The sequence below is a fragment of the Streptomyces sp. NPDC033165 genome (assembly GCF_055577965.1).
The window spans coordinates 41,210-64,343 of record NZ_JBVIPK010000003.1 but is presented as its reverse complement, the minus strand read 5'-3'; the positions used below and the strand labels follow the sequence as shown (position 1 = coordinate 64,343).

Below are 23,134 nucleotides of genomic sequence, written 5' to 3'. Positions count from 1 at the left end.
CCACCACCGGGCGATCCGCTCCCGTACGGTTGACGCATGACGAGCATCGGTGGTGCCGAGATGGTCGACTGGAATCTCGCGGTGGCGACCGCGACCCGACTCGTACGGCCGGGGCCCGAGATCAGCCGCGAGGAGGCCCGCGCCGTCGTCGCGGAGCTCCGGCGGCACGCCAGGGCCTCCGAGGAACACGTCCGCCACTTCACCCGGATGATCCCCGAGGGGACCGAACCGGAGGACACCCCTGTCCTCGTCGTCGACCGGGCCGGCTGGATCAGGGCCAATGTCGCGGGCTTCCGGGAGCTGCTGCGCCCCCTGCTCGCCAAGATGGAGAGCCGCCGCCCCGGCGGACCGGGCGGCGCCGTCCTCGGTGCGGTCGGCGGCAAGGTGACCGGCGTCGAGCTGGGCATGCTGCTCTCGTTCCTCGCCTCCCGGGTGCTCGGCCAGTACGAGACGTTCGCCCCCGCCACCCGCGACCTCCCCGCCTCCGCGAACGGCGGCGGACGGCTGCTCCTGGTCGCCCCCAACATCGTCCACGTCGAACGCGAGCTGGATGTCGCCCCGCACGACTTCCGGCTCTGGGTCGCCCTCCACGAGGAGACCCACCGCACCCAGTTCACCGGCGTGCCCTGGCTCCGCGACCACCTCCAGGGCGAGATCCAGACGTTTCTGGACGAGACCGACGTCGACCCGATGACCTTCCTGGAACGGCTCCGCGAAGCCGCCCAGTCCCTCTCCGGCGCCGGACGCCCCGAGGGCGAACAGGGCGAGGACGGCGGCCGCAGCCTCGTCGACATCGTCCAGACCCCCGCCCAGCGCGAGGTGCTCGGCCGGCTCACCGCCGTCATGTCCCTCCTGGAAGGACACGCGGACTACGTGATGGACGGCGTCGGCCCCGAGGTCGTCGGCTCCGTCGCCGAGATCCGGGAGAAGTTCCAGCAGCGCAGGGCCCGGGGCGCAGGCCGCCTCGACCAGGCCCTGCGCAAGCTCCTCGGCCTGGACGCCAAGCTCCGGCAGTACAAGGACGGCGAGAAGTTCGTACGATCGGTCGTCGACGAGGTCGGCATGGACGGCTTCAACCGCGTCTGGACCTCACCCAACACCCTCCCGACCAAGGCCGAGATCGCCAAGCCCGCCGACTGGGTCGCACGGGTGCACCGCAAGGCGGAATCGTGACCCTTTTCCGGCCCGGGACCGGGAAACTGCCCTCCAATCACCCATCCGAGGGACCATAGGGGCACGGGAAGGCGTGCAATGCTCGATGAACAGCTTGCCTCTGTCACCATCGACGCACTCTGAGTGACGGGACTCACGCGTTCCGGCGCTCGACGCTCCTCCCGAAACTCCACGAAGGGCACCGGACATGGGTCCCCATCCTGCGGTCGCGGCGATACGCCTGGCGGTCCGCCGCGTACTCCACGACGTCCTCACCGAATTCCACCGGCACGACGGCCACGGCCGGCCCGCCGAAGCGGCCCGGCGCCCCGCGCACGCCGCCCGTTCCCACTACGCCGAGGCCGGCGCCTCGGGCAGGCAGGCTCTCCCCGAGCGGCCCGCCCTCCCCGAACGGCCCGACACCCCGCTCGTCCTCGTCGCCTGTTCGGGCGGCGCCGACTCCATGGCGCTCGCCTCCGCCCTCGCGTTCGAGGCCCGCAAGCTCGCCGTCCGGGCCGGTGGCATCACCGTCGACCACAACCTCCAGCCGGGATCCGACCTCCGCGCCGCCGAGGTCGTCGCCCGGCTCACCGCCATGGACCTCGACCCCGTCGAGGCCGTCGCCGTGCACGTCGGGCGCGAGGGCGGCCCCGAAGCCGCGGCCCGTGACGCTCGCTACGCCGCGCTGGACGCCGCCGCCGAGCGCCACGGCGCCGCCGCCGTCCTGCTCGGCCACACCCGTGACGACCAGGCCGAGACCGTCCTCCTCGGCCTCGCCCGCGGCTCCGGCATCCGCTCGCTCTCCGGCATGGCCGCCGCCTCCGGACCGGCGGGCCGCTACCGCCGCCCCTTCCTCCAGCTCGACCGCCAGACCGCCCGCAAGGCCTGCCTCGTCCAGTCGATCCCCGTCTGGGACGACCCGCACAACATCGATCCCGCCTACACCCGCTCCCGGCTCCGCCACGAAGGCCTGCCCGCCCTGGAGAAGGCGCTCGGCAAAGGCGTCGTCGAAGCCCTCGCCCGGACCGCCCAGCTCTCCCGCGACGACGCCGACGCCCTGGACACCTGGGCCGCCGAGGCCGAGCTGTCCGTGCGCGACGAGACCGGCCGCCTGGAGTGCGCCAAGCTCTACGCCCTGCCGCCCGCGGTACGCCGCCGGGTGCTGCGCCGGGCCGTGATCGAGGCCGGGGCGCCCGCCGGTTCCCTCTTCGCCCGCCACCTCGAAGAAGTCGACCGGCTGATCACCGGCTGGCGCGGCCAGCGGGCCATCAACCTGCCCGGCCGCGTCGAGGCCCTGCGGCAGGGTGGCAGACTGGTCATTCGGCAGAGCTGACGCGCAAGCGGCTGAAGTGCAGGCGAACAGCCGGCCCGGTCCGGGGCGCGCCCCGGACCGGCAGGCAGAGAAAGAGACGTGGGTGAACGAGAAGGACATGGGTACCGACCTTCAGTCGGTGCTCCTCACCAAGGAAGAGATCGACGCGAAGCTCGTCGAGCTGGCCGCGAAGATCGACGCGGAGTACGCGGGCAAGGACCTGCTGATCGTCGGCGTGCTCAAGGGCGCGGTGATGGTCATGGCGGACCTGGCGCGCGCGCTGTCCACCCCCGTCACGATGGACTGGATGGCCGTCTCCTCGTACGGCGCGGGCACCCAGTCCTCCGGTGTGGTCCGGATCCTCAAGGACCTGGACACGGACATCAAGGGCAAGCACGTCCTGATCGTCGAGGACATCATCGACTCCGGTCTGACGCTGTCCTGGCTGCTGTCCAACCTGGGCTCCCGGGAACCGGCCTCCCTGGAGGTCTGCACCCTGCTGCGCAAGCCGGACGCCGCGAAGGTCGCGATCGACGTGAAGTGGATCGGCTTCGACATCCCCAACGAGTTCGTCGTCGGCTACGGGCTCGACTACGCGGAGAAGTACCGCAACCTGCCCTTCGTCGGCACGCTCGCGCCGCACGTCTACGGCGGCTGACCCGCGGCAGACCCGAGTCCGGCCCGGCGGGGAACCCTCACCGCCTCCGGACCGTTGAAGCTTCGAAAGCAGGATTCTCCGCCGTACCCGGCAGTCGTCGGTGACGATGCTGGGGTACCGTCCGAAGAACAGTCTTTTCTCACAGCAGCATTTACCTACGGGCAGGAGGGACGGGGCGTCTTCGCTCCGTATGGATGGACGTGAAGCGATACTTCCGTGGGCCGGTCATGTGGATCGTGCTGGCCGTCCTCGCCGTGGTCGTGTTGATGCAGGTCGTCGGCTCGTCGGGCGGCTACAAGACGGTGGACACCGCCAAGGTGATCCAGGCGATCAGCAAGGACCAGGTGGAGCAGGCCAAGCTGACCACCGGTGACGAACAAATCCTCAAGATCGAGCTGAAGGACGGCCAGAAGCTCGAAGGTGAGTCAGGGAGCAAGTTCCAGGCGAGCTACATCGGCAATCAGGGCGTCGAGCTCGCCAACACGCTCCAGGAGAAGTTCGAGAACGGTGACATCGAGAAGGGTTACACCGTCTCGCCGTCGAAGCAGTCCCCGTTCGTCTCGATCCTCCTCTCGCTGCTGCCCTTCGTCCTCATCGTGGTCGTCTTCCTGTTTCTGATGAACCAGATGCAGGGCGGCGGCTCCAAGGTCATGCAGTTCGGCAAGTCCAAGGCCAAACTGATCACCAAGGACACCCCCAAGACGACCTTCGCCGATGTGGCGGGGTCCGACGAGGCGGTCGAAGAGCTCCACGAGATCAAGGAGTTCCTCCAGGAGCCGGCGAAGTTCCAGGCCGTCGGCGCCAAGATCCCCAAGGGCGTCCTGCTCTACGGGCCGCCCGGTACGGGCAAGACACTGCTCGCGCGCGCCGTCGCCGGCGAAGCGGGCGTGCCGTTCTACTCGATCTCCGGTTCCGACTTCGTCGAGATGTTCGTCGGTGTCGGTGCCTCCCGGGTCCGTGACCTCTTCGAGCAGGCCAAGGCGAACGCCCCGGCGATCGTCTTCGTCGACGAGATCGACGCCGTCGGCCGCCACCGCGGCGCCGGCATGGGCGGCGGTCACGACGAGCGCGAGCAGACGCTCAACCAGCTGCTCGTCGAGATGGACGGGTTCGACGTGAAGGGCGGCGTCATCCTGATCGCCGCCACGAACCGCCCGGACATCCTCGACCCGGCGCTGCTGCGCCCGGGACGCTTCGACCGGCAGATCGCGGTCGACCGCCCCGACATGCAGGGCCGCCTGGAGATCCTCAAGGTGCACCAGAAGGGCAAGCCCGTGGCGGAGGGCGTCGACCTCGGCGCCGTCGCCCGCCGCACGCCCGGCTTCACCGGTGCCGACCTGTCGAACGTGCTGAACGAGGCCGCGCTCCTGACGGCGCGCAGCGACAAGAAGCTCATCGACAACGAGAGCCTCGACGAGGCGATCGACCGTGTCGTGGCGGGCCCGCAGAAGCGGACCCGGATCATGTCCGAGAAGGAAAAGAAGATCACCGCGTACCACGAGGGCGGACACGCCCTGGTCGCGGCGGCCTCCCCCCAGTCGGACCCGGTCCACAAGATCACGATCCTCTCCCGCGGCCGCGCCCTCGGTTACACGATGGTGCTCCCGGAGGAGGACAAGTACTCCACGACCCGCAACGAGATGCTCGACCAGCTGGCGTACATGCTGGGCGGGCGTGCGGCCGAGGAGCTGGTCTTCCACGACCCGACCACCGGCGCTGCCAACGACATCGAGAAGGCCACGGCAACGGCCCGCGCGATGGTCACGCAGTACGGCATGACGGAGCGGCTCGGCGCGATCAAGTTCGGCGGCGACAACTCGGAGCCCTTCCTGGGCCGCGAGATGGGCCACCAGCGCGACTACTCCGAAGAGGTCGCGGCACTGGTCGACGAGGAGGTCAAGAAGCTCATCGAGACCGCCCACAACGACGCGTGGGAGATCCTCGTCGAGAACCGCGACATCCTCGACACCCTCGTGCTCGAACTCCTGGAGAAGGAGACGCTGGGCAAGGACGAGATCGCGGAGATCTTCGCCCCGATCGTGAAGCGTCCCGCCCGCCCGGCCTGGACCGGGTCCGCCCGACGTACCCCGTCGACGCGCCCCCCGGTGCTCTCGCCCAAGGAGCTGGCTCTCACCAACGGCACCGCCAACGGTTCGGCCACTCCGCCGGAGATCGCCCCGACGGACCTGACGAAGGACATCGCCCCGTCCACCGAGGCGATCCCCGAGGAGCGTCCGGACAGCTAGACCGCCACCCCGACATCCGGTGAGACCCCTGTCACAGGGGCCGGACCGGGCCCGGAATGGATGCCGCGCCCCCCAGGTTTTAGCCTGTGGGGGCGCGGCTTTTCCGTATGCCTGCGATGTCTGAGCGCGAACCCGCGCACAGGACAGCACAGAGGAACGAGGCACAGATGACCGACCCGGTGACGCTGTACGGCCAGGGTTCGATCGGCGAATTCGACGAGAAGCGGGCCGAGGCGGCCGTACGCGAACTGCTCATCGCCGTCGGCGAGGACCCGGACCGTGAGGGCCTGCGGGAGACACCGGGGAGGGTGGCGCGGGCGTACAAGGAGATCCTTGCGGGCCTGCGCCAGGAGCCGGAGGACGTGCTCACCACGACGTTCGACCTCGGTCACGACGAAATGGTGCTGGTGAAGGACATCGAGATCATGTCCCTGTGCGAGCACCACCTCCTGCCCTTCCACGGTGTCGCGCACGTCGGCTACATCCCGGCCGACACGGGCAAGATCACCGGCCTGTCGAAGCTGGCCCGGCTGGTCGACGTCTTCGCCCGCAGGCCACAGGTGCAGGAGCGCCTCACCACGCAGGTGGCGGACTCCCTGATGCGCATCCTGGAAGCGCGGGGCGCGATCGTGGTGATCGAGGCCGAGCACATGTGCATGTCGGTCCGGGGCATCCGCAAGCCCGGCGCGAAGACCACGACGTCGGCTGTCCGCGGGCAGCTGCGCGACGCCTCCACCCGTGCTGAGGCCATGAGCCTGATACTGGCGCGCTGAAGGACGGCGGGACAGTCCTCGGCCGCCCGGTCCCCTTCCGCGAGGAAGGGGACCGGCGTCGCATCCGACCGTGGTTGACCGCTGGCCGGCCCGCCCTGCTACGCCGCCGCCGCGCCCGTGCCGTCGCGGTCGTCGTCGCTGTCCTCCGGGAGGCGGCAGACGCGTTCCAGGAAGAAGGCGGCGGCGATGACCGCGATGCCGGCCACCACGGCGGCCGCCGCGTAGATGGCCTGGTCGCGGCGGGGCGGGATGTCGAGGTAGCCCAGGAGGAAGACGCCGACGCCGCCGTACATCCCGGCCACCAGGGCGGTGACCAGGGCGCTCGCCTGGCCGAAGACGACCGCGCGGGCCGCGAACAGCGGGTCGACGCCCTTGGCGCCGGGACGGCGTTCGCGTTGGGCGCGGAGGCGGGCGCGGGTGGAGAGGGCGGTCGCCAGGAGGATCGCGGCGATCGCGGCGAGCACGATCGACGCGGCCAGCGGGACGCTCGGCAGGGTGCCGAGGGAGTCCCAGAGGCGGGCCCCGCCCCAGGAGAGGACACCGGCGGCGGCGAAGAGGCCCGCCAGTACCCCGAGCCGTAGTTGCTTCACCGAGTGAGCCGCCCTTCGCGCCGCTTGTGCCCGGCCCGGCCGTGCGCCGGACCGTCGTCCGTCGAGCCTAACGATTACTCCGGCAGGCGCAGTTCCAGGTCGGCGCGGGGCAGGACGCTGTCGCGGCCGACGTCGGCGAGCAGCTCGGCGACCGGGCCCGCGCCGGGCAGCTGGGCCTCGGGGTCCACGTCGTGCCAGGGGGCGAGGACGAAGGCCCGCTCGTGCGCGCGCGGGTGGGGGAGCGTGAGCACCGGGTCGTCGGAGAGGACGTCCGCGTACGACACGATGTCGACGTCGATGGTGCGCGGGCCCCAGCGCTCCTCGCGGACCCGGTCGAAGGCCTCCTCGATGGCCTGGCCGCGCTCCAGCAGGGAGGCCGGGGGCAGCGTCGTCTTCACGACGATCACCGCGTTGAAGTAGGCGGGCTGGGAGCCCGCCTCGACGCCCCAGGGCTCCGTCTCGTACACCGGGGACACGGCCTTGACCCGCAGACCGGGGGTGTCCTCCAGGGCGTCGATGGCGCCCTGGAGGGTCTCCAGCCGGTTGCCCAGGTTCGAGCCGAGGGAGATCACGGCCATTTTGGGGTTGGAGAGCGTGACGTCCGCGGCGTCCACCTGCCGGACGACGGCGGTCGGGACCGGCTGTACGGTCGGGTCGCTCTGCCCTTCGGTGGAAAATGCAGTCATGCTCGGCTCCGGGTGATGGTGATGGTCACGTCGTCGAAGGGGACGGTGATCGGCGCGTCCGGCTTGTGCACGACGACCTCCACCTCCTGGACGCCCTCGTGCTTCAGGCACTGCTGGGCGATGCGCTCGGCGAGCGTCTCGATCAGATCGACCGGTTCGCCGGTCACCACGTCGACGACCTCCTCGGCGACCACGCCGTAGTGCACGGTGCGGGCCAGGTCGTCGGCGGCGGCCGCGGGGCGGGTGTCGAGGCCGAGCACCAGGTCGACGATGAAGGTCTGGCCCTCTTCCCGTTCCCGGGGGAAGACGCCGTGGTGCCCACGGGCCTTGAGGCCGCGCAGCGCGACACGATCCACGCGAATCACTCCTGCTGTCGTTGGTCGAGGGGCACCCGGCCGCGTGCGGGCGGCGAGGTGCCGTCCTGTGAATCTACCTGCGGGCACCGACAGTGCTCGCCCGTGGGGCCCAGGGAGCGCCCACGGGGCTGGTAGCCGCCCTACCCGGGGTTCCGGATGCCAACCCCTATCCGTCCCGTACCCACTCAGGAGGGTGTTTCCCCGTCGTCGTCCTCGTCGGTTTCCGTCAGTACGGGTGAACCGTGGTGGGACCAGAGTTTCCAGCCGCCCGGGGTGCGCCGGAACACGTTCGTGGCGACGACCAGCTGGCCGACGAGGGGGCCCAGCGCGTTGCCGTCCTCGGCGGGCCCGCCGCTGAGGATGTTCTCGGTGCAGGTGACCAGGGCGGTGTCCCCGGTCATCGAGATGTTGACGTCGGTGAGGAAGAACTGGATGTACTCGGTGTTCGCCATGATCAGGGCGTAGCTGCGCAGTACCTCGCCCCGCCCCGAGAGCACCGGCCAGCCCGGGTGGACGCAGGAGACGGTGAGGTCCTCGCCCGGCAGCCAGAGCCCGGACAGCTCTTCGTAGTCGCCGCGTTCCAGCGCCTCGTAGAAGGCGGTGTTGGCGGCCTCGACCTCCGCGATGTCGGCGGCGGCCCGGGCGTGCTCCTCGTTCACGCGGCTCCCTCGACCGCGCGGGCGACCCGGACCGCGTCGGCGGTGGCCCGTACCTCGTGGACCCGGACCGCCCAGGCGCCGGCCTGCGCGGCGAGGGCGGAGACGGCCGCGGTGGCCGCGTCCCGTTCGCGGGCGGGAGGCGGTGAGGCGTCCGGGGCGGCCAGGACGTGCCCGAGGAAGCGTTTGCGGGAGGCGGCCACCAGCAGCGGGCGGCCCAGGCCGTGCAGCTCGGTCAGGTGCGCGACGAGCGCCAGGTCGTGGGGGGCGTCCTTGGCGAAGCCGAGGCCCGGGTCGATCACGACGCGGTCCGGGGCGACGCCGCCCGCGACCACCGCGTCCATCCGCTGCCGCAGCTCGTCGAGGACCTCGGCGACGACGTCCCCGTACACCGCACGGCTGTTCATCGACTCGCTGAAGCCGCGCCAGTGCATCACCACGAACGGGACCTCGGCGGCGGCGACCGCCGGGATCATGCCCGGGTCGGCCAGTCCGCCGCTGACGTCGTTGACCAGGGCGGCACCGGCGGCGACGGCCTGCTCGGCGACGCGGGCGCGCATGGTGTCCACGGAGACGGTGACGCCCTCGGAGGCCAGCCCCCGCACGACCGGGACCACCCGGCGCAGCTCCTCGGCCTCGTCCACCCGGCTGGCGCCCGGGCGGGTCGACTCGCCGCCCACGTCGACCAGGTCCGCACCCTCGGAGACCAGGTGCAGTCCGTGCTTGACGGCGGCCGTGGTGTCGAACCAGCGGCCACCGTCGGAGAAGGAGTCGGGCGTCACGTTGACGACACCCATGACCGCACAGCGGTCCCACTCCGGCAGCCCTCGGACCGTGCCCCGTGTGCGTGACGTACTCATGCCACCAGCCTAGGCCCCGTACGGCACCCCTACGCCGCGCTCACCTCGTGCTGCTCCGGTGCGGTGCGCCGGACGTGGCCGCACGGGCGCGCGCCCCGGGAGCGGAACGGGCGGGGCAGCGAGAGGTTCACGAAGCCCTCCGCCTGCATCGCCGCGATGCCTATGCGGGGCAGGTCGCGGCTGGTGCGGAAGACCACGAAGCGGGGCTCCCAGCGCGGGCGGAACTTCGCGTTGAACTTGTACAGCGATTCGATCTGGAACCAGCGCGACAGGAAGATCAGCAGCCCGCGCCAGCAGCGCAGTACCGGTCCCGCGCCGAGCCGCTCGCCGCGGGCCAGCGCGGAGCGGAACATCGCGAAGTTCAGCGAGACCCGCTCGACGCCCAGGTTCCCGGCGGCCTGGAGGGCGGCGACGATCAGGAGCTCGTTCATGCCGGGGTCGGCGGCACGGTCGCGGCGCATCAGCTCCAGGGACATCCCGTCGCGCCCCCAGGGGACGAAGTGGAGGACGGCCTTCAGGTCGCCGTGCGGGGAGTCCTCCGTGCCGGAGCCGGGGAGGTGGGCGGTGGCGATGACGCAGTCGCCGTCGGCCGGGTCGCCGATGCGGCCGAGCGCCATGGAGAAGCCGCGCTCGGTGTCGGTGCCGCGCCAGTCGGTGGCGGCCCGGCGGATGCGGTCCAGCTCGGTGTCGCCGATGTCACGTGCCCGCCGGACCCGGGTCTCGTAGCCGTTGCGTTCGATGCGCTTGACCATTTGGCGCACGTTTCGCATGGCCCGTCCGGCGAGGGAGAAATCCGCGACGTCCACCACCGCCTCGTCGCCCAGCTCCAGCGCGGTGAGGCCGGTCTCGCGGGTCCAGACCTGGCCGCCGGTCTCGCTGCACCCCATCACGGCGGGGGTCCAGGAGTGCGCCTTCGCCTCGTCCATGAACCGCTCGATCGCGCCCGGCCACGCCTCGACGTCGCCGATGGGGTCGCCGCTGGCCAGCATCACGCCGGAGACGACCCGGTAGCAGACGGCGGCCTTGCCGCTCGGGGAGAAGACGACGCCCTTGTCGCGGCGGAGTGCGAAGTGGCCGAGGGAGTCGCGGCCGCCGTGCGTCTCCAGCAGCGCCCGCAGCCTGCTCTCGTCGTCCTCGGTGAGGCGGGCGGCCGGGTGCTCGGGGCGGAAGGCGAGGTAGATGGTGGTGACGGCGGTCAGCAGGCCGAGTGCGCCCAGCGAGTACGCCACGGTCCAGCCGGTCCGGCCCGCGTAGTCGACGGGGCCCTCGACGCCGAACAGGCCGTACAGCACGTGCTGGAGCCGGTCCGCGATGGACGGGGCCCCGACGACCCGGCCCGGGTGGACGCTGACGATGATCAGCCCGAGCGTCAGCGAACCGGCCCCGAGCAGCACGAAGTTGGCCAGTGCCCGCCAGCGGCTGCGCGGGTCGGGCAGCGCCCGGAACTGGTCCCGGTGGCGGACCAGGAGAGCGCAGAGCGTCAGCGAGACCAGCACCCCGACGATCGAGTGCCGGTACGCGAACTGCGCCACGGCCCCCGCCGGCAGCAGGATCACCGCCGCCCGCCAGGCCCGCCGCTTGTGCCGCTTCAGCCCGTGCGCGAGCAGCAGCAGGAGCACGCCCGCGCTCAGCGAGAGCGCGGCGGCGAACGGGCCGAGCGCTCCGGGGAGCACCTCGGCGACGGTGTGCATCCGGCTGTGCCGGAAGCGGGGGAAGACCCCCGCCGCGACATCGATCAGCCCGACGACGGTGCAGGCGGTGCCGACGACGGCCGGCACGGATTCGGGACGCGGCCCGCGCAGCAACCGGCGGACCCGTTGCGGAACCGCTACCGATTTATCCCCATCTAGCGTGACAGACATCGCTTCCCGTGGCTTCGCGAGAGATTCCTTGAGTCCGCCGGCCGGAGCCTCTGCGGACGATGTGCGCCCTCTAGGACGGGGGTTGTGGAGTGCGGGTTCCTCCACATTCCGGAAATTTCCCGCACGGAATCAGCGAGAAGAAAGCTCACTCATGGGTCTCACCAGCAAAACAGTTCTGGCGGTCGTGGCGGGTTCTGCCGTCGTGCTGTTCACCGCCACCGTCTGGCTCTGGCCGCGCCTGGCCCGGCGCGGCGCGGCCGCGGTCACGGGCCGGGTGGGGCTCTTGCTGGCGACCCAGCTGATGCTGTTCGCCGCGGTGGGCCTCGCGGCCAACAACGCTTTCCTCTTCTACGGTTCCTGGGCCGACCTCTTCGGCCGGAAGCAGGACGTCGGCGTGGTCACCGACCACGCGGACGGTGGGCCGGGCTCCCGGCACATGGCACGGATCGGTACCCAGCACCCGGACGTGCCGGGCGGGCGGGTCCCGGCGGTCGGCGGGCGGATCGACAAGGTGGTCGTCTCGGGGCGCACGTCGGGCATCGAGTCCCCGGCGTACGTCTATCTGCCGCCGGAGTACTTCCAGAGCGCCTACGCCGGGCGGAAGTTCCCGGCGGTCGTGGTCCTCACCGGCTACCCGGGGACGGCGGAGAACCTGCTGAAGGGGCTGCGCTATCCGCAGACGGCGCACGAGCGGGTGAAGGCGGGCAAGGCGCAGCCGATGATCCTGGTGATGCTGCGGCCCACGGTCGCGCCGCCCCGGGACACCGAGTGCGTGGACATCCCGAAGGGCCCGCAGACCGAGACGTTCTTCGCGAAGGACCTCCCCGAGGCGGTCTCGGGCTCCTACCGGGTCGGGGACAAGGCCCGCAACTGGGGCATCATCGGCAACTCGACCGGCGGCTACTGCGCGCTGAAGATCGGCCTGCACCACCCGGACCGGTACGCGGCGAGCGCCGGGCTCTCCGCGTACTACAAGGCCGCCGAGGACCCGACGACCGGGGACCTCTTCCACGGCGACCAGGCACTGCGCGACCGGGCCGACCTGATGTGGACCCTGGAGAACCGGCCGCCGTCCGGCGGGTCCTTCCTGGTGACGACGTCCCGGAAGGGCGAGGGCAACCTGAGGAGCACGATGAGGTTCATCGACAAGGTGAAGGCCCCCGCGAAGGTGTCGTCCATCGTGCTCGACAGCGGCGGGCACAACTTCACGACCTGGCGGCGGGAGATCCCGCCGGCCCTGGAGTGGCTGAGCGCCCGGCTCAGTGAGAACTGACCGCCCGGCGCCGGCTACGCGGCGGCGATCTTCGCCACCGTCTCCACCGCGACCTCCGCACGCGGTACGTCCTGGGCGTCGGCGTCGATCGAGCGACGCAGGGCCTCGTGCAGCCGGGCGGGGGTCAGTACGCCGAGGAAACGGCCCTCGCTCTCCTTGTCGATCACCGCGATCCAGCCCGCGTCGTGCTGGAGCATGGTGGCGAACGCCTGCTTGAGGGGGGCACCGAGCGGCAGCCAGGCCTCCATACGGCGGGCGTGCTCGCGGACGGTGTCCTTGGCGGTGGCGTCGGCGGCCGTCGCGTCGGCGGGTATCCAGCCGTGCAGGTTGTCGCGGCCGTCCAGGACGACCGCCCAGCGCGCGCCCTCGGACCTGAGCCGCCCGGTGGCCGCACTCAGCGGGTCGTCGAGGTGGACGACGGGCGGCTGGTCGAGGTCGCTCTCCTCGATGGGCGTCACCGAGAGGCGCTTGAGCCCCCGGTCGGCGCCGACGAAGTCGGCCACGTACGGGGTCGCGGGGGCGCCGAGCACGGTGGCGGGGGAGTCGAACTGCTCGATGCGGCCCTGGCCGTAGACGGCGATCCGGTCGCCGAGGCGGACGGCCTCCTCGATGTCGTGGGTGACGAACAGCACGGTTTTACGGACCTGGGCCTGGAGTTTCAGGAATTCGTTCTGGAGGCGCTCGCGGACGACCGGGTCCACCGCCCCGAAAGGCTCGTCCATCAGCAGAACGGGCGGGTCGGCGGCCAATGCCCGGGCCACGCCCACACGTTGGCGCTGGCCACCGGAAAGCTGTTCCGGATAGCGGTCACCGTAAACGGACGGGTCGAGTCCGACGAGGTCGAGGAGTTCGGCGGCGCGGTCGCGTCCCTTTCCGCGCTTCCAGCCCAGCAGATGGGGAACGGTCGCGGTGTTCTCCAGGACGGTCTTGTGCGGGAAGAGTCCCACCTGCTGGATCACATAGCCGATACGGCGGCGCAGTTGGACGGGGTCGATGGCGGATATGTCGTCCCCGCCGAGGAATATCCCGCCCTCGGTCGGTTCGATCAGCCGGTTCACCATCTTCATGGTGGTCGTCTTGCCGCAGCCGGAAGGTCCGACGAGCGTGACCAGTTCACCCTCGGCGACCTCGAAGGAAAGGTCGTCGACGGCGGTGGTGCCGTCGGCGTACCGCTTGGTGACGTGCTCGAAACGGATCATGGTTCCCCATTGTGGAGGGCGTTCCGCGAAGGGCATGTTGCCGCAATGCGACAGCCTCCGCGATTGTCAGTGGTCGAGGATAGGGTCGTCAGTCGTCAGTTCGATCCGCATGCGACGAGACAAACCGGACGGCACGAAACGGGAGGTGGGGGGCGGGATGGCCGAGCAGAGCTGCCTGGTGACGAACGACTGGATCTGCGGGGAGTATCTGCGCTCCCGCAGCCAGGAGTTGGCCGATGCGACCGTCCAGCACGCCGGGATCACGGTGGCCTCGGTGCTGATCGGGCTCGCGGTGGCCTTTCCGCTGGCGCTGCTCGCGCGCCGGGGCCGGCGCTTCGCCGCGCCGGTCCTCGGGCTGACGACCGTGCTCTACACCGTCCCCTCGCTGGCGATGTTCTCGCTGCTGCTGCCCCTGTTCGGGCTGTCCGCCGCGCTGGTCGTCACGGGCCTGGTGCTCTATTCGCTCACCATCCTCGTACGCAACATCCTGGCCGGGCTCGAAGCCGTGCCGCAGGAGGCCAAAGAAGCCGCCCGGGGCATGGGATACGGGCCGGCGCGGCTGCTGTGGGAGGTGGAGCTGCCGCTCGCGCTGCCCGCGCTGATGGCGGGGCTGCGGATAGCCACCGTGTCGACGGTCGCGCTGACCACGGTCGGCTCGCTCGTCGGCAAGGGCGGCCTCGGCAACCTCATCGAGGACGCGCTGCCGAGCTTCTTCAAGGCCCAGGTGCTCACCGCCTCGGTGCTGTGCGTGCTGCTCGCGGTCACGGCCGACCTGCTGCTGCTCGGCCTCCAGCGGCTGCTGACGCCCTGGACCCGCATATCCACGGCGGCCCTGCCCGCCCCGGCGAAGGCGGAGGCGGGCTGACCCGTGGGAGTCATCGGCGACGCCTGGACCTGGCTGACCACCGGGTCCAACTGGTCGGGGGACGGCGGGGCCGCGCAGCGGCTCGGCGAGCATCTGTACGTGAGCGGGGTCTCCCTCGCGGTGGCCTGCGCGATCGCCCTGCCGATCGCGCTGTATCTGGGGCACATCGGCAAGGGCGGCGTGCTCGCGGTCAACGTCTCCAACGTGGGGCGGGCCGTGCCGGTCTTCGCGGTGCTGGCCCTGTTCATGGTCACGCCCCTGCGCAACTCGGGGTACTGGCCCACGATCATCGCGCTGGTGCTGTTCGCGGTGCCGCCGCTGCTGACCAACGCCTACGTCGGGATGCGCGAGGTGGACCGGGCCGTGGTGGAGGCCGCGCGCGGCATGGGGATGTCGGGCGGCCAGCTCTTCGTCCGGGTCGAGCTGCCCCTCGCCTACCCGATGATCATGACCGGGCTGCGGTCCGCCGCCGTCCAGGTCGTGGCCACCGCGTCCATCGCGGCCATGGTCGGGCTCGGCGGCCTCGGCCGGATCATCACCGCCGGATTCAACACGTACGACACCGCGCAGGTCTTCGCGGGCGCGGTGCTGGTCGCCGCGCTCGCCCTGCTGGTGGAAGGCGCACTGGTGGCGCTGGACCGGGTGCTGTCCCCGCTCCGCCGCCGCAGGCCCGCCTGAGGGCACATCTTTCTTCTGGTCACTTTTCTTGCCTCTTCTGTTCGGACGGAGAACAACACATGAGCAGGACCTCGCGGATAGCCGGAGCGTTCATCGGCATGGCGGCGCTGACCGGGGCGCTCGCGGCCTGCGGCGGCGACAGCCTGGAGCAGGGGAAGGACGGCTCGGGCTCCTCGGCCGGCGGTGACGGCAAGAAGGGGTCCCTGGTCGTCGGGTCGGCTTCGTTCACCGAGTCCAAGGTGCTCGCCGAGCTGTACGCACAGATCCTCGGCGACGCCGGGTACAGCACCTCGATCACCACGGTGAAGAACCGTGAGCTGTACGAGCCCTCTCTGGAGAAGGGCGAGATCGACGTCGTACCGGAATACGCCGCCACCCTCGCCGAATTCCTGAACGCCAAGGTCAACGGGGCCGGCAAGGCACAGGCAGAGCCCGTGGCCTCCGCGGACATCGAAGCCACGGTCACGGCCCTGAGGGGGCTCGCCACCCCGCTGGGTCTCACGGTCCTCCCGGCCGGGAAGGCCGTCGACCAGAACGCCTTCGCGGTGTCCAGGGAATTCGCCGAGAAGAACAACCTGAAGACGCTTTCCGATCTCGGGAAGTCGAAGCTGAAGGTGAAGATCGCGGCGGGCGACGAGTGCGAGGTGCGGCCGTTCTGCGCACCCGGCCTGAAGCAGACGTACGGCATCGACGTCACCGGGATCGACCCCAAGGGCGTCGGCACCCCGCAGTCCAAGCAGGCCGTCCGTGACGGCAAGGTCCAGCTGGTCCTGACGACCACCACGGACGCGGTGCTGGACGGGCTGGTGTTCCTGGAGGACGACAAGAAGCTCCAGAACGCGGACAATGTTCTTCCGGTGCTGAATACCAAGGACGCGGGCGCGCCGGAGATCGCCGACGCCCTCGGCATGCTCACCGCCGCGCTCACCACGGAAGACCTCGCCGAGCTGAACCGGAAGGTCGACGCCGAGCGGGCCAAGCCGGCCGATGTGGCCAAGGGCTATCTGGAGTCGAAGGGCCTGATCAAGAAGTAGGGCTCGGCCGGGAAGCGCGATGTGATCAAGACGCAAAGGCCCGGTGCAGGGGTCTTTGGAAGACCTTCAGAGGGTCTTCGGGGGGCCGCGAGGTAACCGGCGGGGAACAGATTGCCGGGCGGCCCCCCAAGTGGCGCGCACACACGGTAAATTTCAGGCCATGCCACGTGGACGCCACCGCCATTCGCCGCCCCTCCACAAAATCCTGCCCCCCTCCGTGGTGGCAGGTGTGTCGGTCGTCGGTGCCGCCGGCGCCTGGCTGCTCGCCGAACCCCTGGTCCTGCGCGGCCTCGTGGCCGCCGTCGCGGCCGCCGCGCTCACCGGCGCGTATCTGATGCGCAGCTGGGACCGGGCCGCGGGGCTGCGGGTCGCCGAGCTGACGCGGGCCCGCGCCAGTGACGAATGGCGGGCCGAGGAGCGGATAGCCGAGCTGGAGCAGGATCTGGAGGAGTCGCGCGAGCTGCGCACCCGTCTGGAGACCAAGCTCCGCCGCAAGCGCGTGGAGCTCGCCGGACTGCGCGGCGAGCACGCCGGACTGCTGCGCCGCTACGCCAATGCCGAGACCGAGCGGGCCAGCGCGCTGGAGGGCCGCCGGCGGCTCGCCATGGAGGCCGCCGCCCCCCGGGAGCTGCTGCCCGCGCGGTCCACGCCGACCCCCGAGTCGTACCGGCGCGCGGACGAGGCTCTGCTCAACCTCACGCGCAACGTGGCGCTCCAGGAGGCCCGGCGTACGGCCGAGGCGGCCCGGCAGCGCGACCTCGCGACCCGCGCCGGAGAACGGGACGCGGAGGAGGGGGACCCGAAGGGGAAGCACACGGCGGCCACCGGGGCGGGCGAGCACCTGGACCACCAGCACCGCCGCCCGTCGAGCGCCCTGCCCGCCCCGGCCCCGGCTCCGGACGCCCCGGCCCCGGACGCCCCGCATACCCCGGCCCCCGTGAAGGCTTCCGCCGCTCCGGTGCCCGTGGCGCGCGCGATCCCGGCCGCCTCGGCCCTCGCCCCGTACGCCGCCGCCCGCCGCCACCTCGTGCCCCAGGGCAGCTTCGACTTCTTCGGGACCCAGAACGCCCGGAAGGCGAACGCGGCCATCGAGTCCGTCCAGAACGAGGACCTCGCGGACGTCGTCGGTGAGGAGGCGCTCGCCGCGCACCGCACGGGAGCGGCGCAGAACCGGGCCGTCGGCAAGGTCATCGACCTCACCGCGCACGACGAGACCGAGCAGATCGACCTGGCGGAGCTGCGCGGCGCGGTGTCCTGAGGAAAGGCGCCGGGCCGTTACTTGTCGATGTCCCCGACGACGAAGAACAGCGAGCCCAGGATCGCCACCATGTCGGCGACCAGGGTCCCCGGCAGCAGCTCGGTGAGCGCCTGGATGTTGTTGAACGAGGCGGAGCGCAGCTTCAGCCGGTACGGGGTCTTCTCGCCCTTGGACACCAGGTAGTAGCCGTTGACGCCGAGCGGGTTCTCGGTCCAGGCGTAGGTGTGGCCCTCCGGGGCCTTGAGGACCTTGGGCAGCCGCTGGTTGACCGGCCCCGGCTCCAGGTGGGCCATCCGGTCCAGGCAGGCGTCCGCCAGGTCCAGGGAGTTGAGCGTCTGCTCCAGCAGGCATTCGAAGCGGGCCAGGCAGTCGCCCTCGGTCCGGGTGACGACCTTCAGGGTGTCCTGGAGCTCCCCGTACGCGAGATACGGCTCGTCGCGGCGCAGGTCGAAGTCGACCCCCGAGGCCCGGGCGATCGGCCCCGACACCCCGTAGGCGTGCACCGCTTCGGCCGACAGAACGCCCACATCGCGGGTACGGCCCCGGAAGATCTCGTTGCCGAGGACGAGGTTCTCGTACACGTCCATCCGGGAGCGGACCGAGGCCACGGCGTCGCGGACCCGCCCCGACCAGCCCGCCGGGACGTCCTCCTTGAGCCCACCGACCCGGTTGAACATGTAGTGCATCCGGCCGCCGGAGACCTCCTCCATCACCGCCTGGAGCTCCTCGCGCTCGCGGAAGGCGTGGAAGACCGGGGTGATGCCGCCGAGTTCGAGGGGGTAGGAGCCGAGGAACATCAGATGGTTGAGGACCCGGTTCAGCTCGGCGAGGAGCGTCCGCGTCCACACCGCACGCTCGGGCACCTCCATGCCGAGCATCCGCTCGACGGCCATGACGACGCCCAGCTCGTTCGAGAACGCGGAGAGCCAGTCGTGGCGGTTGGCGAGCATGATGATCTGCCGGTAGTCGCGGGCCTCGAAGAGCTTCTCCGCACCCCTGTGCATATAGCCGATGACCGGCTCCGCGTGCTGGACGCGCTCGCCGTCCAGGACGATCCGCAGCCGGAGGACCCCGTGCGTCGAAGGGTGCTGGGGGCCGATGTTCAGCACCATGTCGGTGCTCTCCGCCGCGCCGCCGATGCCGATGGTGGTCTCCGTCATGGGGGCCAGTATTCCCTGACCGTGACCGGGCGCGGGGGTCACCCGTGCCGGGGTGCCCCCACCCGGTGCAGCAGCCACCCGAAGTCGCCGAGTCCGCCGCGCGCGGTCAGCTCCGCGGCCTCGCCCGCCGCCGCCAGCGCGCGGACGTAAGCCGCCGGATCGGTCGCGGCCAGGCTCAGCGGCGGCCGCTGTCCGCCGATGCCCAGGCGCCCGAGCGCCGACCGCTGGTCGGTGAGCTCGGCGGCGGCGTCCGGGACCGCCGCCGCGCACGCGTCCAGCGCCACGTGGGCCGTCAGGTCGCAGGAGCCGTCCGGCACCGGCCGCACCTCGCGCCCGTCCCGGAAGCCGGTCAGCGTCCCGAAGGGCGGCCGCCCGCCCCGTACATGCGCGTAGTCCACCGCCACCGCGAGACCGGCGGCCAGCGAGGAGACGGCCCCCGCCCAGGCCGCGTCCCGGGGGCGGCCGATCTCCGCCCGCTCACCCGGCGCGGACAGCGGCCACCACCGCTCCAGCCACGCCGCGTCCGCCCCGGTCACCGGCGGTCCGAGGCGCTCCGTACCGTCCGAGGTCCGCGCCTGTACGTACCGGGTGACACCGTCGCCGTCCACCTCCGCCACCTCCACTGGCACGTTGTCCAGCCACTCGTTGGCGAACAGCAGCCCGGTGACGCCCCGGGGCGGTTCCGCGCACCACTCGATCCGGGGGTCCAGCCCCTCGGGCCGGGCGGCCACCTCGACGGCGTACGCGGTCACCTCCAGCCCCTCCGGCAGCGCGGCCAGCACCCCGGTCAGCAACTCGCCGCGCCCCGCCCCGACGTCGACCAGCGCCACCGTGTCCGTGTCCAGCTCCCGTGCCGTCCGGGCCAGCAGCCGGGCCACCGCGGCCGCGAACAACGGTGAGGCGTGCACCGACGTACGGAAGTGGCCCGCGGGTCCCTCGGGGCTCCGGTCCGGGCTGCGGTAGAAGCCGTCGTCGCCGTACAGAGCGGCCTGCGCCGCCCCTCGCCACCCACGCCACTCACCCGTCACGCCGTCCGCCACGCTGTCCCTCACGTAGGCAAGTCTCCACCTTGGGGAGTACGGTCCCAGAACCCGGATCGATCCTCCGGTTGACCCGGGTACCTATCCGCTGTCCCTACGCTGGGTTACGTGCAGCGCCTCTACGATTTTCTCCGCAGACACCCGACGGGCGTCGACGTCTTCTGGGCGTTCGTCCTCCTCGGGCTCTCCGGCATGTCGATGGCTTCGGGCATGTACGACGCGGGGCGCGAGGAGATCGTCGCGGTTCCTGTCGCGCTGGGGCTCTCCACGGTGGTGGCCCTGCGTCGGCGTGCCCCGGAGAAGATGCTGCTGCTCGCCATCACGGTGGGCGTCGTCCAGCTGGTCTTCGGCGTCCGGCCGAGCATCGGCAACTTCGCGATGCTGGTGATCACGTACACCGTCGCCGCGGTCGGGGAGCGCTGGGCGTCCCGGCTCGCCCTGGTGTGCAGCCTGAGCGCGGCCGCCCTGTCCCAGCTGCGGTGGGAGGCCGAGCCCGGGGGCTCCTGGGCCCAGGCCGTCTTCGTCACCATCGTCATGACCGTGCCGTTCGTGCTGGCCTGGGTTCTCGGTGACTCGCTGCGGACCCGGCGGGCCTACTTCAGCCAGCTGGAGGAGCGTGCCGCCCGGCTGGAGCGGGAACGCGAGGCGCAGTCCAAGGTCGCGGTGGCCGCCGAGCGCGCCCGGATCGCCCGTGAGCTGCACGACGTCGTCGCGCACAACGTCTCCGTGATGGTCGTCCAGGCCGACGGCGCCGCCTACGTCATGGACGCCGCCCCCGACCAGGCCCGCCAGGCCCTGGAGACCATCTCCAGCACCGGCCGCCAGGCCCTGGCGGAGATGCGCCGGCTGCTCGGGGTGCTGCGCACCGGCGACGCCCCGGAGAGCGGCGAGTACGTCCCCCAGCCCGACGTGGAGCAGATCGAGGACCTGGTCGAGCAGGTGCGGCAGACCGGCTTGGAGGTCGACTTCAAGGTCGAGGGCACCCCGCGCCCGCTCCCCAGCGGCGTGGAGCTGACCGCGTACCGCATCGTGCAGGAAGCCCTGACGAACACCCGCAAGCACGGCGGCCCCGACGCCGGGGCCAGCGTCCGGCTGGTCTACTTCGACGACGGCCTCGGGCTGCTGGTCGAGGACGACGGCCGGGGCGCGGCCCACGAGCTGTACGAGGACGGCGGCGCGGACGGCGCCGGGCACGGGATGATCGGGATGCGGGAGCGGGTCGGCATGGTCGGTGGCACCCTGGACGCCGGGCCGCGGCCCGGCGGCGGATTCCGCATCAGCGCCCTGCTGCCGCTCAAGCCGACGGGCTGAGCGCACTCCACGACCGCTTCGACCACCACGAACCCAGGACAGGACACGATCCCCATGGCCATGGCCATCCGCGTGATGCTCGTAGACGACCAGGTTCTCCTGCGGACCGGTTTCCGGATGGTGCTCGCGGCCCAGCCCGACATGGAGGTCGTGGCCGAGGCCGGGGACGGGGCCGAGGCGATCGAGATCCTGCGGTCCACCGCCGTCGACGTGGTCCTGATGGACGTCCGTATGCCCCGGCTCGACGGCGTCGAGGCGACCCGCCGCATCTGCGCGCAGCAGAACCCGCCCAAGGTGCTCATCCTGACCACCTTCGACCTGGACGAGTACGCCTTCTCCGGGCTGAAGGCGGGGGCCAGCGGCTTCATGCTCAAGGACGTGCCGCCCGCCGAGCTGCTCGCCGCGATCCGCTCGGTGCACAGCGGTGACGCGGTCGTCGCCCCGTCCACCACCCGCCGCCTCCTGGACCGGTTCTCGCCGTTGCTGCCCAGCGGACAGAAGGAGCCGAAGAACAAGCACATCGCCAAGCTCACCGAACGCGAACGGGAAGTCATGCTCCTGGTCGCGCAGGGCCTGTCGAACGGTGAGATCGCGGCCCGGCTCGTGCTCTCCGAGGCGACGGTCAAGACCCACGTCGGCCGCATCCTCACCAAGCTGAACCTGCGCGACCGGGTCCAGGTCGTCGTCCTCGCCTACGAGACCGGGCTGGTCCGTGCGGGCGGCGGCGCGGGCTGAGGGCGCAGGACCGGGCCCGAGGGCCTACCGCAGCACGCCCTCCAGGAAGTCGCTGCCGAGCCGGGCGACGACGGTCAGGTCCAGCTGGTGCAGGACATAGCGCCCGCGTCGGCGTGTGGTGACCAGGCCCGCCTTCTTGAGCACCGACAGATGCCGGGAGACCTCGGGCGGGGTGATGCTGTGCGATTCGGCCAGTTCGCCGGTGGTGTACGGCGAGCGGGCGAGGTTGCGGCACAGCCTCATCCGCATCGGGTGGGCCAGGGCCTCCATCCGGCGCTGGAGCTGTTCGACGGAGGCGGGGGACGGCAGATCCGGCATCCGGACCGGGTAGTGGATCACCGGGCGCCAGCGGCGGGCGTGGAGCACGGTCAGGTGCGGCCAGCCGAAGCTGGTGGGGATGAGGGTGAGGCCGATGCCGACGTCCGGGTCGACGGCGGTGGTCCGGCCCTCAGACAGCTTGTCGATGGTGATCCGGTCCACGGCCTCGTCCAGTGTCACGGCCGAGGAGACCGCGCCGATCGCGTCGGCGAGCCCCTTGTGCCGCAGCAGCTCCGTCTTGTGCCGGGCGTCGGCGGCCAGCTGGACGGAGACCCGCCGCCAGGTGTCCGCGAAGAATGCCTGGTCGCAGTCCTCCAGGAGCCGCCTGATCCATGCGCGTACGGAGACGGGGTCGGCCAGCAGCCGCTCGGTGAACTCCACCTGCCGCGGCCCGCGTGCCGCCGCCATGTCCAGGGCCCGGGCCCGCATGACCGGGTCCGTCAGCGGGGACGAGGCGTCGCTGCCGTACATGCTGGAGCAGGTGAACTCCGTGGCCGCGGCGACGAACCGCTCGTCGTCGAGCCGGTCCAGGATGTCCAGGTCCTCCGCGAGGTCCGCCCCGGTCCTGCCGTCGCCCCCGCGGATGCCGGAGAACGGCAGGAAGATGTCGGAGAAGGTGTTCCGCCACAGGAACTCCGCCTCCACCAGCCGGTCGGCGAGGTCGGGCTCCAGGGCCGCCGCGGTCGCGGTGGTCCATCCGTGCAGGCCCGGGTGGTGCCCGGGCTCCGAGAGCGCATGCAGGGCGAGCCCCAGTTCGCCGAGGGGCGAGGTCGCGAAAACGACGCGGTCGGCGGGGAGTCCAGCGATGTCTATGTGCACGCTCATCCCCCCATGTTGAGGGGTACGCGCACGGGCCGACGTTCCATTTGACGCGAGCCGTCAATCAACGCGCGGCATCGCTGCGACCTGCGCACGCTGGATGCATGGACGCCATTCAGCAGCACATGCTCGACACCTACCGCGCGGCCCAGCTGTCGGAGCCCGCGCCTCCGCCGCCGGGCCGACACGACCGCACGACCCTGCGCGACCTGTACCGGTACTGGCTCACCCACCCGCCGACGCGCCGGACCGGTCCGTCCGGCGAACCCAGCCCGTCCGGCGTCTGAGGACGG

The 23,134-nt window shown here is 71.4% G+C and carries 23 protein-coding genes; 13 read left to right on the top strand and 10 right to left on the bottom strand.

Annotated elements, in window-relative coordinates; all coding sequences use genetic code 11:
* Positions 1–36: 36 nt before the first annotated feature.
* From ACZ5WC_RS08045 to folE, 5 genes are all read left to right on the top strand, one after another.
* Positions 37–1,173 (top strand): zinc-dependent metalloprotease, encoded by a 1,137-nt coding sequence (locus ACZ5WC_RS08045; RefSeq protein WP_468540021.1) that lies wholly within the window; start codon positions 37–39, stop codon positions 1,171–1,173.
* Between the two features lie 187 nt (positions 1,174–1,360).
* On the top strand, positions 1,361–2,485 hold the full coding sequence (tilS, locus tag ACZ5WC_RS08040; RefSeq protein WP_468540020.1) for a tRNA lysidine(34) synthetase TilS: 1,125 nt from the start codon (positions 1,361–1,363) through the stop codon (positions 2,483–2,485).
* A gap of 97 nt (positions 2,486–2,582) precedes the next feature.
* Positions 2,583–3,122 (top strand): hypoxanthine phosphoribosyltransferase, encoded by a 540-nt coding sequence (gene hpt, locus ACZ5WC_RS08035; protein WP_003968263.1) that lies wholly within the window; start codon positions 2,583–2,585, stop codon positions 3,120–3,122.
* A gap of 194 nt (positions 3,123–3,316) precedes the next feature.
* A complete protein-coding gene (gene ftsH, locus ACZ5WC_RS08030; protein WP_468540019.1) occupies positions 3,317–5,368 on the top strand; it encodes an ATP-dependent zinc metalloprotease FtsH in 2,052 nt (683 codons plus the stop codon).
* Between the two features lie 167 nt (positions 5,369–5,535).
* The gene (folE, locus tag ACZ5WC_RS08025; protein WP_096631269.1) at positions 5,536–6,141 is read left to right on the top strand and encodes a GTP cyclohydrolase I FolE; all 606 of its coding nucleotides are present in this window, start codon (positions 5,536–5,538) and stop codon (positions 6,139–6,141) included.
* A gap of 98 nt (positions 6,142–6,239) precedes the next feature.
* Here folE and ACZ5WC_RS08020 read toward each other — a convergent pair whose 3' ends face one another.
* From ACZ5WC_RS08020 to ACZ5WC_RS07995, 6 genes are all read right to left on the bottom strand, one after another.
* Complete coding sequence (locus ACZ5WC_RS08020; RefSeq protein WP_468540018.1) at positions 6,240–6,731, bottom strand: DUF3180 domain-containing protein; 492 nt, start codon at positions 6,729–6,731, stop codon at positions 6,240–6,242.
* 74 nt (positions 6,732–6,805) lie between these two features.
* On the bottom strand, positions 6,806–7,417 hold the full coding sequence (gene folK, locus ACZ5WC_RS08015) for a 2-amino-4-hydroxy-6-hydroxymethyldihydropteridine diphosphokinase (RefSeq protein WP_096631266.1): 612 nt from the start codon (positions 7,415–7,417) through the stop codon (positions 6,806–6,808).
* Positions 7,414–7,773, bottom strand: coding sequence for a dihydroneopterin aldolase (folB, locus tag ACZ5WC_RS08010; RefSeq protein WP_010063731.1), 360 nt, complete (start codon positions 7,771–7,773; stop codon positions 7,414–7,416). Before folB ends, folK begins: the two co-directional genes overlap by 4 nt.
* A gap of 185 nt (positions 7,774–7,958) precedes the next feature.
* A complete protein-coding gene (locus tag ACZ5WC_RS08005; protein WP_468540017.1) occupies positions 7,959–8,432 on the bottom strand; it encodes a nuclear transport factor 2 family protein in 474 nt (157 codons plus the stop codon).
* Positions 8,429–9,289, bottom strand: a complete 861-nt coding sequence (gene folP / locus ACZ5WC_RS08000) for a dihydropteroate synthase (RefSeq protein ID WP_468540016.1) — start codon at positions 9,287–9,289, stop codon at positions 8,429–8,431. Before folP ends, ACZ5WC_RS08005 begins: the two co-directional genes overlap by 4 nt.
* 29 nt (positions 9,290–9,318) lie before the next feature.
* Positions 9,319–11,151 (bottom strand): phosphatidylglycerol lysyltransferase domain-containing protein, encoded by a 1,833-nt coding sequence (locus ACZ5WC_RS07995; protein ID WP_468540015.1) that lies wholly within the window; start codon positions 11,149–11,151, stop codon positions 9,319–9,321.
* A 151-nt stretch (positions 11,152–11,302) separates the two neighbouring features.
* Here ACZ5WC_RS07995 and ACZ5WC_RS07990 point away from each other — a divergent pair, with 151 nt between their 5' ends.
* Positions 11,303–12,424, top strand: coding sequence for an alpha/beta hydrolase (locus ACZ5WC_RS07990; RefSeq protein WP_468540014.1), 1,122 nt, complete (start codon positions 11,303–11,305; stop codon positions 12,422–12,424).
* Between the two features lie 14 nt (positions 12,425–12,438).
* Here the strand turns inward: ACZ5WC_RS07990 and ACZ5WC_RS07985 are convergent, their stop codons facing one another.
* Positions 12,439–13,623 carry an ABC transporter ATP-binding protein gene (locus tag ACZ5WC_RS07985; protein WP_468540013.1) on the bottom strand — a complete coding sequence of 395 codons (1,185 nt, stop codon included), beginning with the start codon at positions 13,621–13,623 and terminating at the stop codon, positions 12,439–12,441.
* Between the two features lie 157 nt (positions 13,624–13,780).
* On the opposite strand from ACZ5WC_RS07985, the gene ACZ5WC_RS07980 reads away from it, so the two are divergent.
* From ACZ5WC_RS07980 to ACZ5WC_RS07965, 4 genes are all read left to right on the top strand, one after another.
* The gene (locus ACZ5WC_RS07980) at positions 13,781–14,488 is read left to right on the top strand and encodes an ABC transporter permease (RefSeq protein WP_468540012.1); all 708 of its coding nucleotides are present in this window, start codon (positions 13,781–13,783) and stop codon (positions 14,486–14,488) included.
* Between the two features lie 3 nt (positions 14,489–14,491).
* Positions 14,492–15,166 (top strand): ABC transporter permease, encoded by a 675-nt coding sequence (locus ACZ5WC_RS07975; protein WP_468540011.1) that lies wholly within the window; start codon positions 14,492–14,494, stop codon positions 15,164–15,166.
* 59 nt (positions 15,167–15,225) lie between these two features.
* Positions 15,226–16,200, top strand: coding sequence for an ABC transporter substrate-binding protein (locus tag ACZ5WC_RS07970; protein WP_468540010.1), 975 nt, complete (start codon positions 15,226–15,228; stop codon positions 16,198–16,200).
* A gap of 160 nt (positions 16,201–16,360) precedes the next feature.
* A complete protein-coding gene (locus tag ACZ5WC_RS07965; protein WP_468540009.1) occupies positions 16,361–17,458 on the top strand; it encodes a hypothetical protein in 1,098 nt (365 codons plus the stop codon).
* Positions 17,459–17,475: 17 nt separating this feature from the next.
* Here the strand turns inward: ACZ5WC_RS07965 and ACZ5WC_RS07960 are convergent, their stop codons facing one another.
* Together ACZ5WC_RS07960 and ACZ5WC_RS07955 are read right to left on the bottom strand one after the other, a co-directional pair.
* Entirely contained in the window at positions 17,476–18,618 is a 1,143-nt protein-coding gene (locus tag ACZ5WC_RS07960; RefSeq protein ID WP_468540008.1) for an NADH-quinone oxidoreductase subunit D, read from the bottom strand.
* A gap of 38 nt (positions 18,619–18,656) precedes the next feature.
* On the bottom strand, positions 18,657–19,646 hold the full coding sequence (locus tag ACZ5WC_RS07955; protein WP_468540530.1) for an SAM-dependent methyltransferase: 990 nt from the start codon (positions 19,644–19,646) through the stop codon (positions 18,657–18,659).
* Between the two features lie 120 nt (positions 19,647–19,766).
* Between ACZ5WC_RS07955 and ACZ5WC_RS07950 the strand changes: the two genes are divergently transcribed.
* Together ACZ5WC_RS07950 and ACZ5WC_RS07945 are read left to right on the top strand one after the other, a co-directional pair.
* Positions 19,767–20,969, top strand: coding sequence for a sensor histidine kinase (locus ACZ5WC_RS07950; protein WP_468540007.1), 1,203 nt, complete (start codon positions 19,767–19,769; stop codon positions 20,967–20,969).
* Between the two features lie 60 nt (positions 20,970–21,029).
* A complete protein-coding gene (locus ACZ5WC_RS07945) occupies positions 21,030–21,704 on the top strand; it encodes a response regulator transcription factor (RefSeq protein WP_468540529.1) in 675 nt (224 codons plus the stop codon).
* A 24-nt stretch (positions 21,705–21,728) separates the two neighbouring features.
* On the opposite strand, the gene ACZ5WC_RS07940 is transcribed toward ACZ5WC_RS07945, so the two are convergent.
* A complete protein-coding gene (locus tag ACZ5WC_RS07940; RefSeq protein WP_468540528.1) occupies positions 21,729–22,841 on the bottom strand; it encodes a DUF5937 family protein in 1,113 nt (370 codons plus the stop codon).
* A gap of 104 nt (positions 22,842–22,945) precedes the next feature.
* On the opposite strand from ACZ5WC_RS07940, the gene ACZ5WC_RS07935 reads away from it, so the two are divergent.
* The gene (locus ACZ5WC_RS07935; protein WP_468540006.1) at positions 22,946–23,128 is read left to right on the top strand and encodes a hypothetical protein; all 183 of its coding nucleotides are present in this window, start codon (positions 22,946–22,948) and stop codon (positions 23,126–23,128) included.
* Positions 23,129–23,134 lie beyond the last annotated feature (6 nt).

Coding starts and splice junctions, on each gene's coding strand:
- ACZ5WC_RS08045 (WP_468540021.1), top strand. CDS start 37: ATGACGAGCATCGGTGGTGCCGAGATGGTCGACTGGAATCTCGCGGTG.
- tilS (WP_468540020.1), top strand. CDS start 1,361: ATGGGTCCCCATCCTGCGGTCGCGGCGATACGCCTGGCGGTCCGCCGC.
- hpt (WP_003968263.1), top strand. CDS start 2,583: ATGGGTACCGACCTTCAGTCGGTGCTCCTCACCAAGGAAGAGATCGAC.
- ftsH (WP_468540019.1), top strand. CDS start 3,317: ATGGACGTGAAGCGATACTTCCGTGGGCCGGTCATGTGGATCGTGCTG.
- folE (WP_096631269.1), top strand. CDS start 5,536: ATGACCGACCCGGTGACGCTGTACGGCCAGGGTTCGATCGGCGAATTC.
- folK (WP_096631266.1), bottom strand. CDS start 7,417: ATGACTGCATTTTCCACCGAAGGGCAGAGCGACCCGACCGTACAGCCG.
- folP (WP_468540016.1), bottom strand. CDS start 9,289: ATGAGTACGTCACGCACACGGGGCACGGTCCGAGGGCTGCCGGAGTGG.
- ACZ5WC_RS07995 (WP_468540015.1), bottom strand. CDS start 11,151: ATGTCTGTCACGCTAGATGGGGATAAATCGGTAGCGGTTCCGCAACGG.
- ACZ5WC_RS07990 (WP_468540014.1), top strand. CDS start 11,303: ATGGGTCTCACCAGCAAAACAGTTCTGGCGGTCGTGGCGGGTTCTGCC.
- ACZ5WC_RS07985 (WP_468540013.1), bottom strand. CDS start 13,623: ATGATCCGTTTCGAGCACGTCACCAAGCGGTACGCCGACGGCACCACC.
- ACZ5WC_RS07980 (WP_468540012.1), top strand. CDS start 13,781: ATGGCCGAGCAGAGCTGCCTGGTGACGAACGACTGGATCTGCGGGGAG.
- ACZ5WC_RS07970 (WP_468540010.1), top strand. CDS start 15,226: ATGAGCAGGACCTCGCGGATAGCCGGAGCGTTCATCGGCATGGCGGCG.
- ACZ5WC_RS07965 (WP_468540009.1), top strand. CDS start 16,361: ATGCCACGTGGACGCCACCGCCATTCGCCGCCCCTCCACAAAATCCTG.
- ACZ5WC_RS07960 (WP_468540008.1), bottom strand. CDS start 18,618: ATGACGGAGACCACCATCGGCATCGGCGGCGCGGCGGAGAGCACCGAC.
- ACZ5WC_RS07945 (WP_468540529.1), top strand. CDS start 21,030: ATGGCCATCCGCGTGATGCTCGTAGACGACCAGGTTCTCCTGCGGACC.
- ACZ5WC_RS07935 (WP_468540006.1), top strand. CDS start 22,946: ATGGACGCCATTCAGCAGCACATGCTCGACACCTACCGCGCGGCCCAG.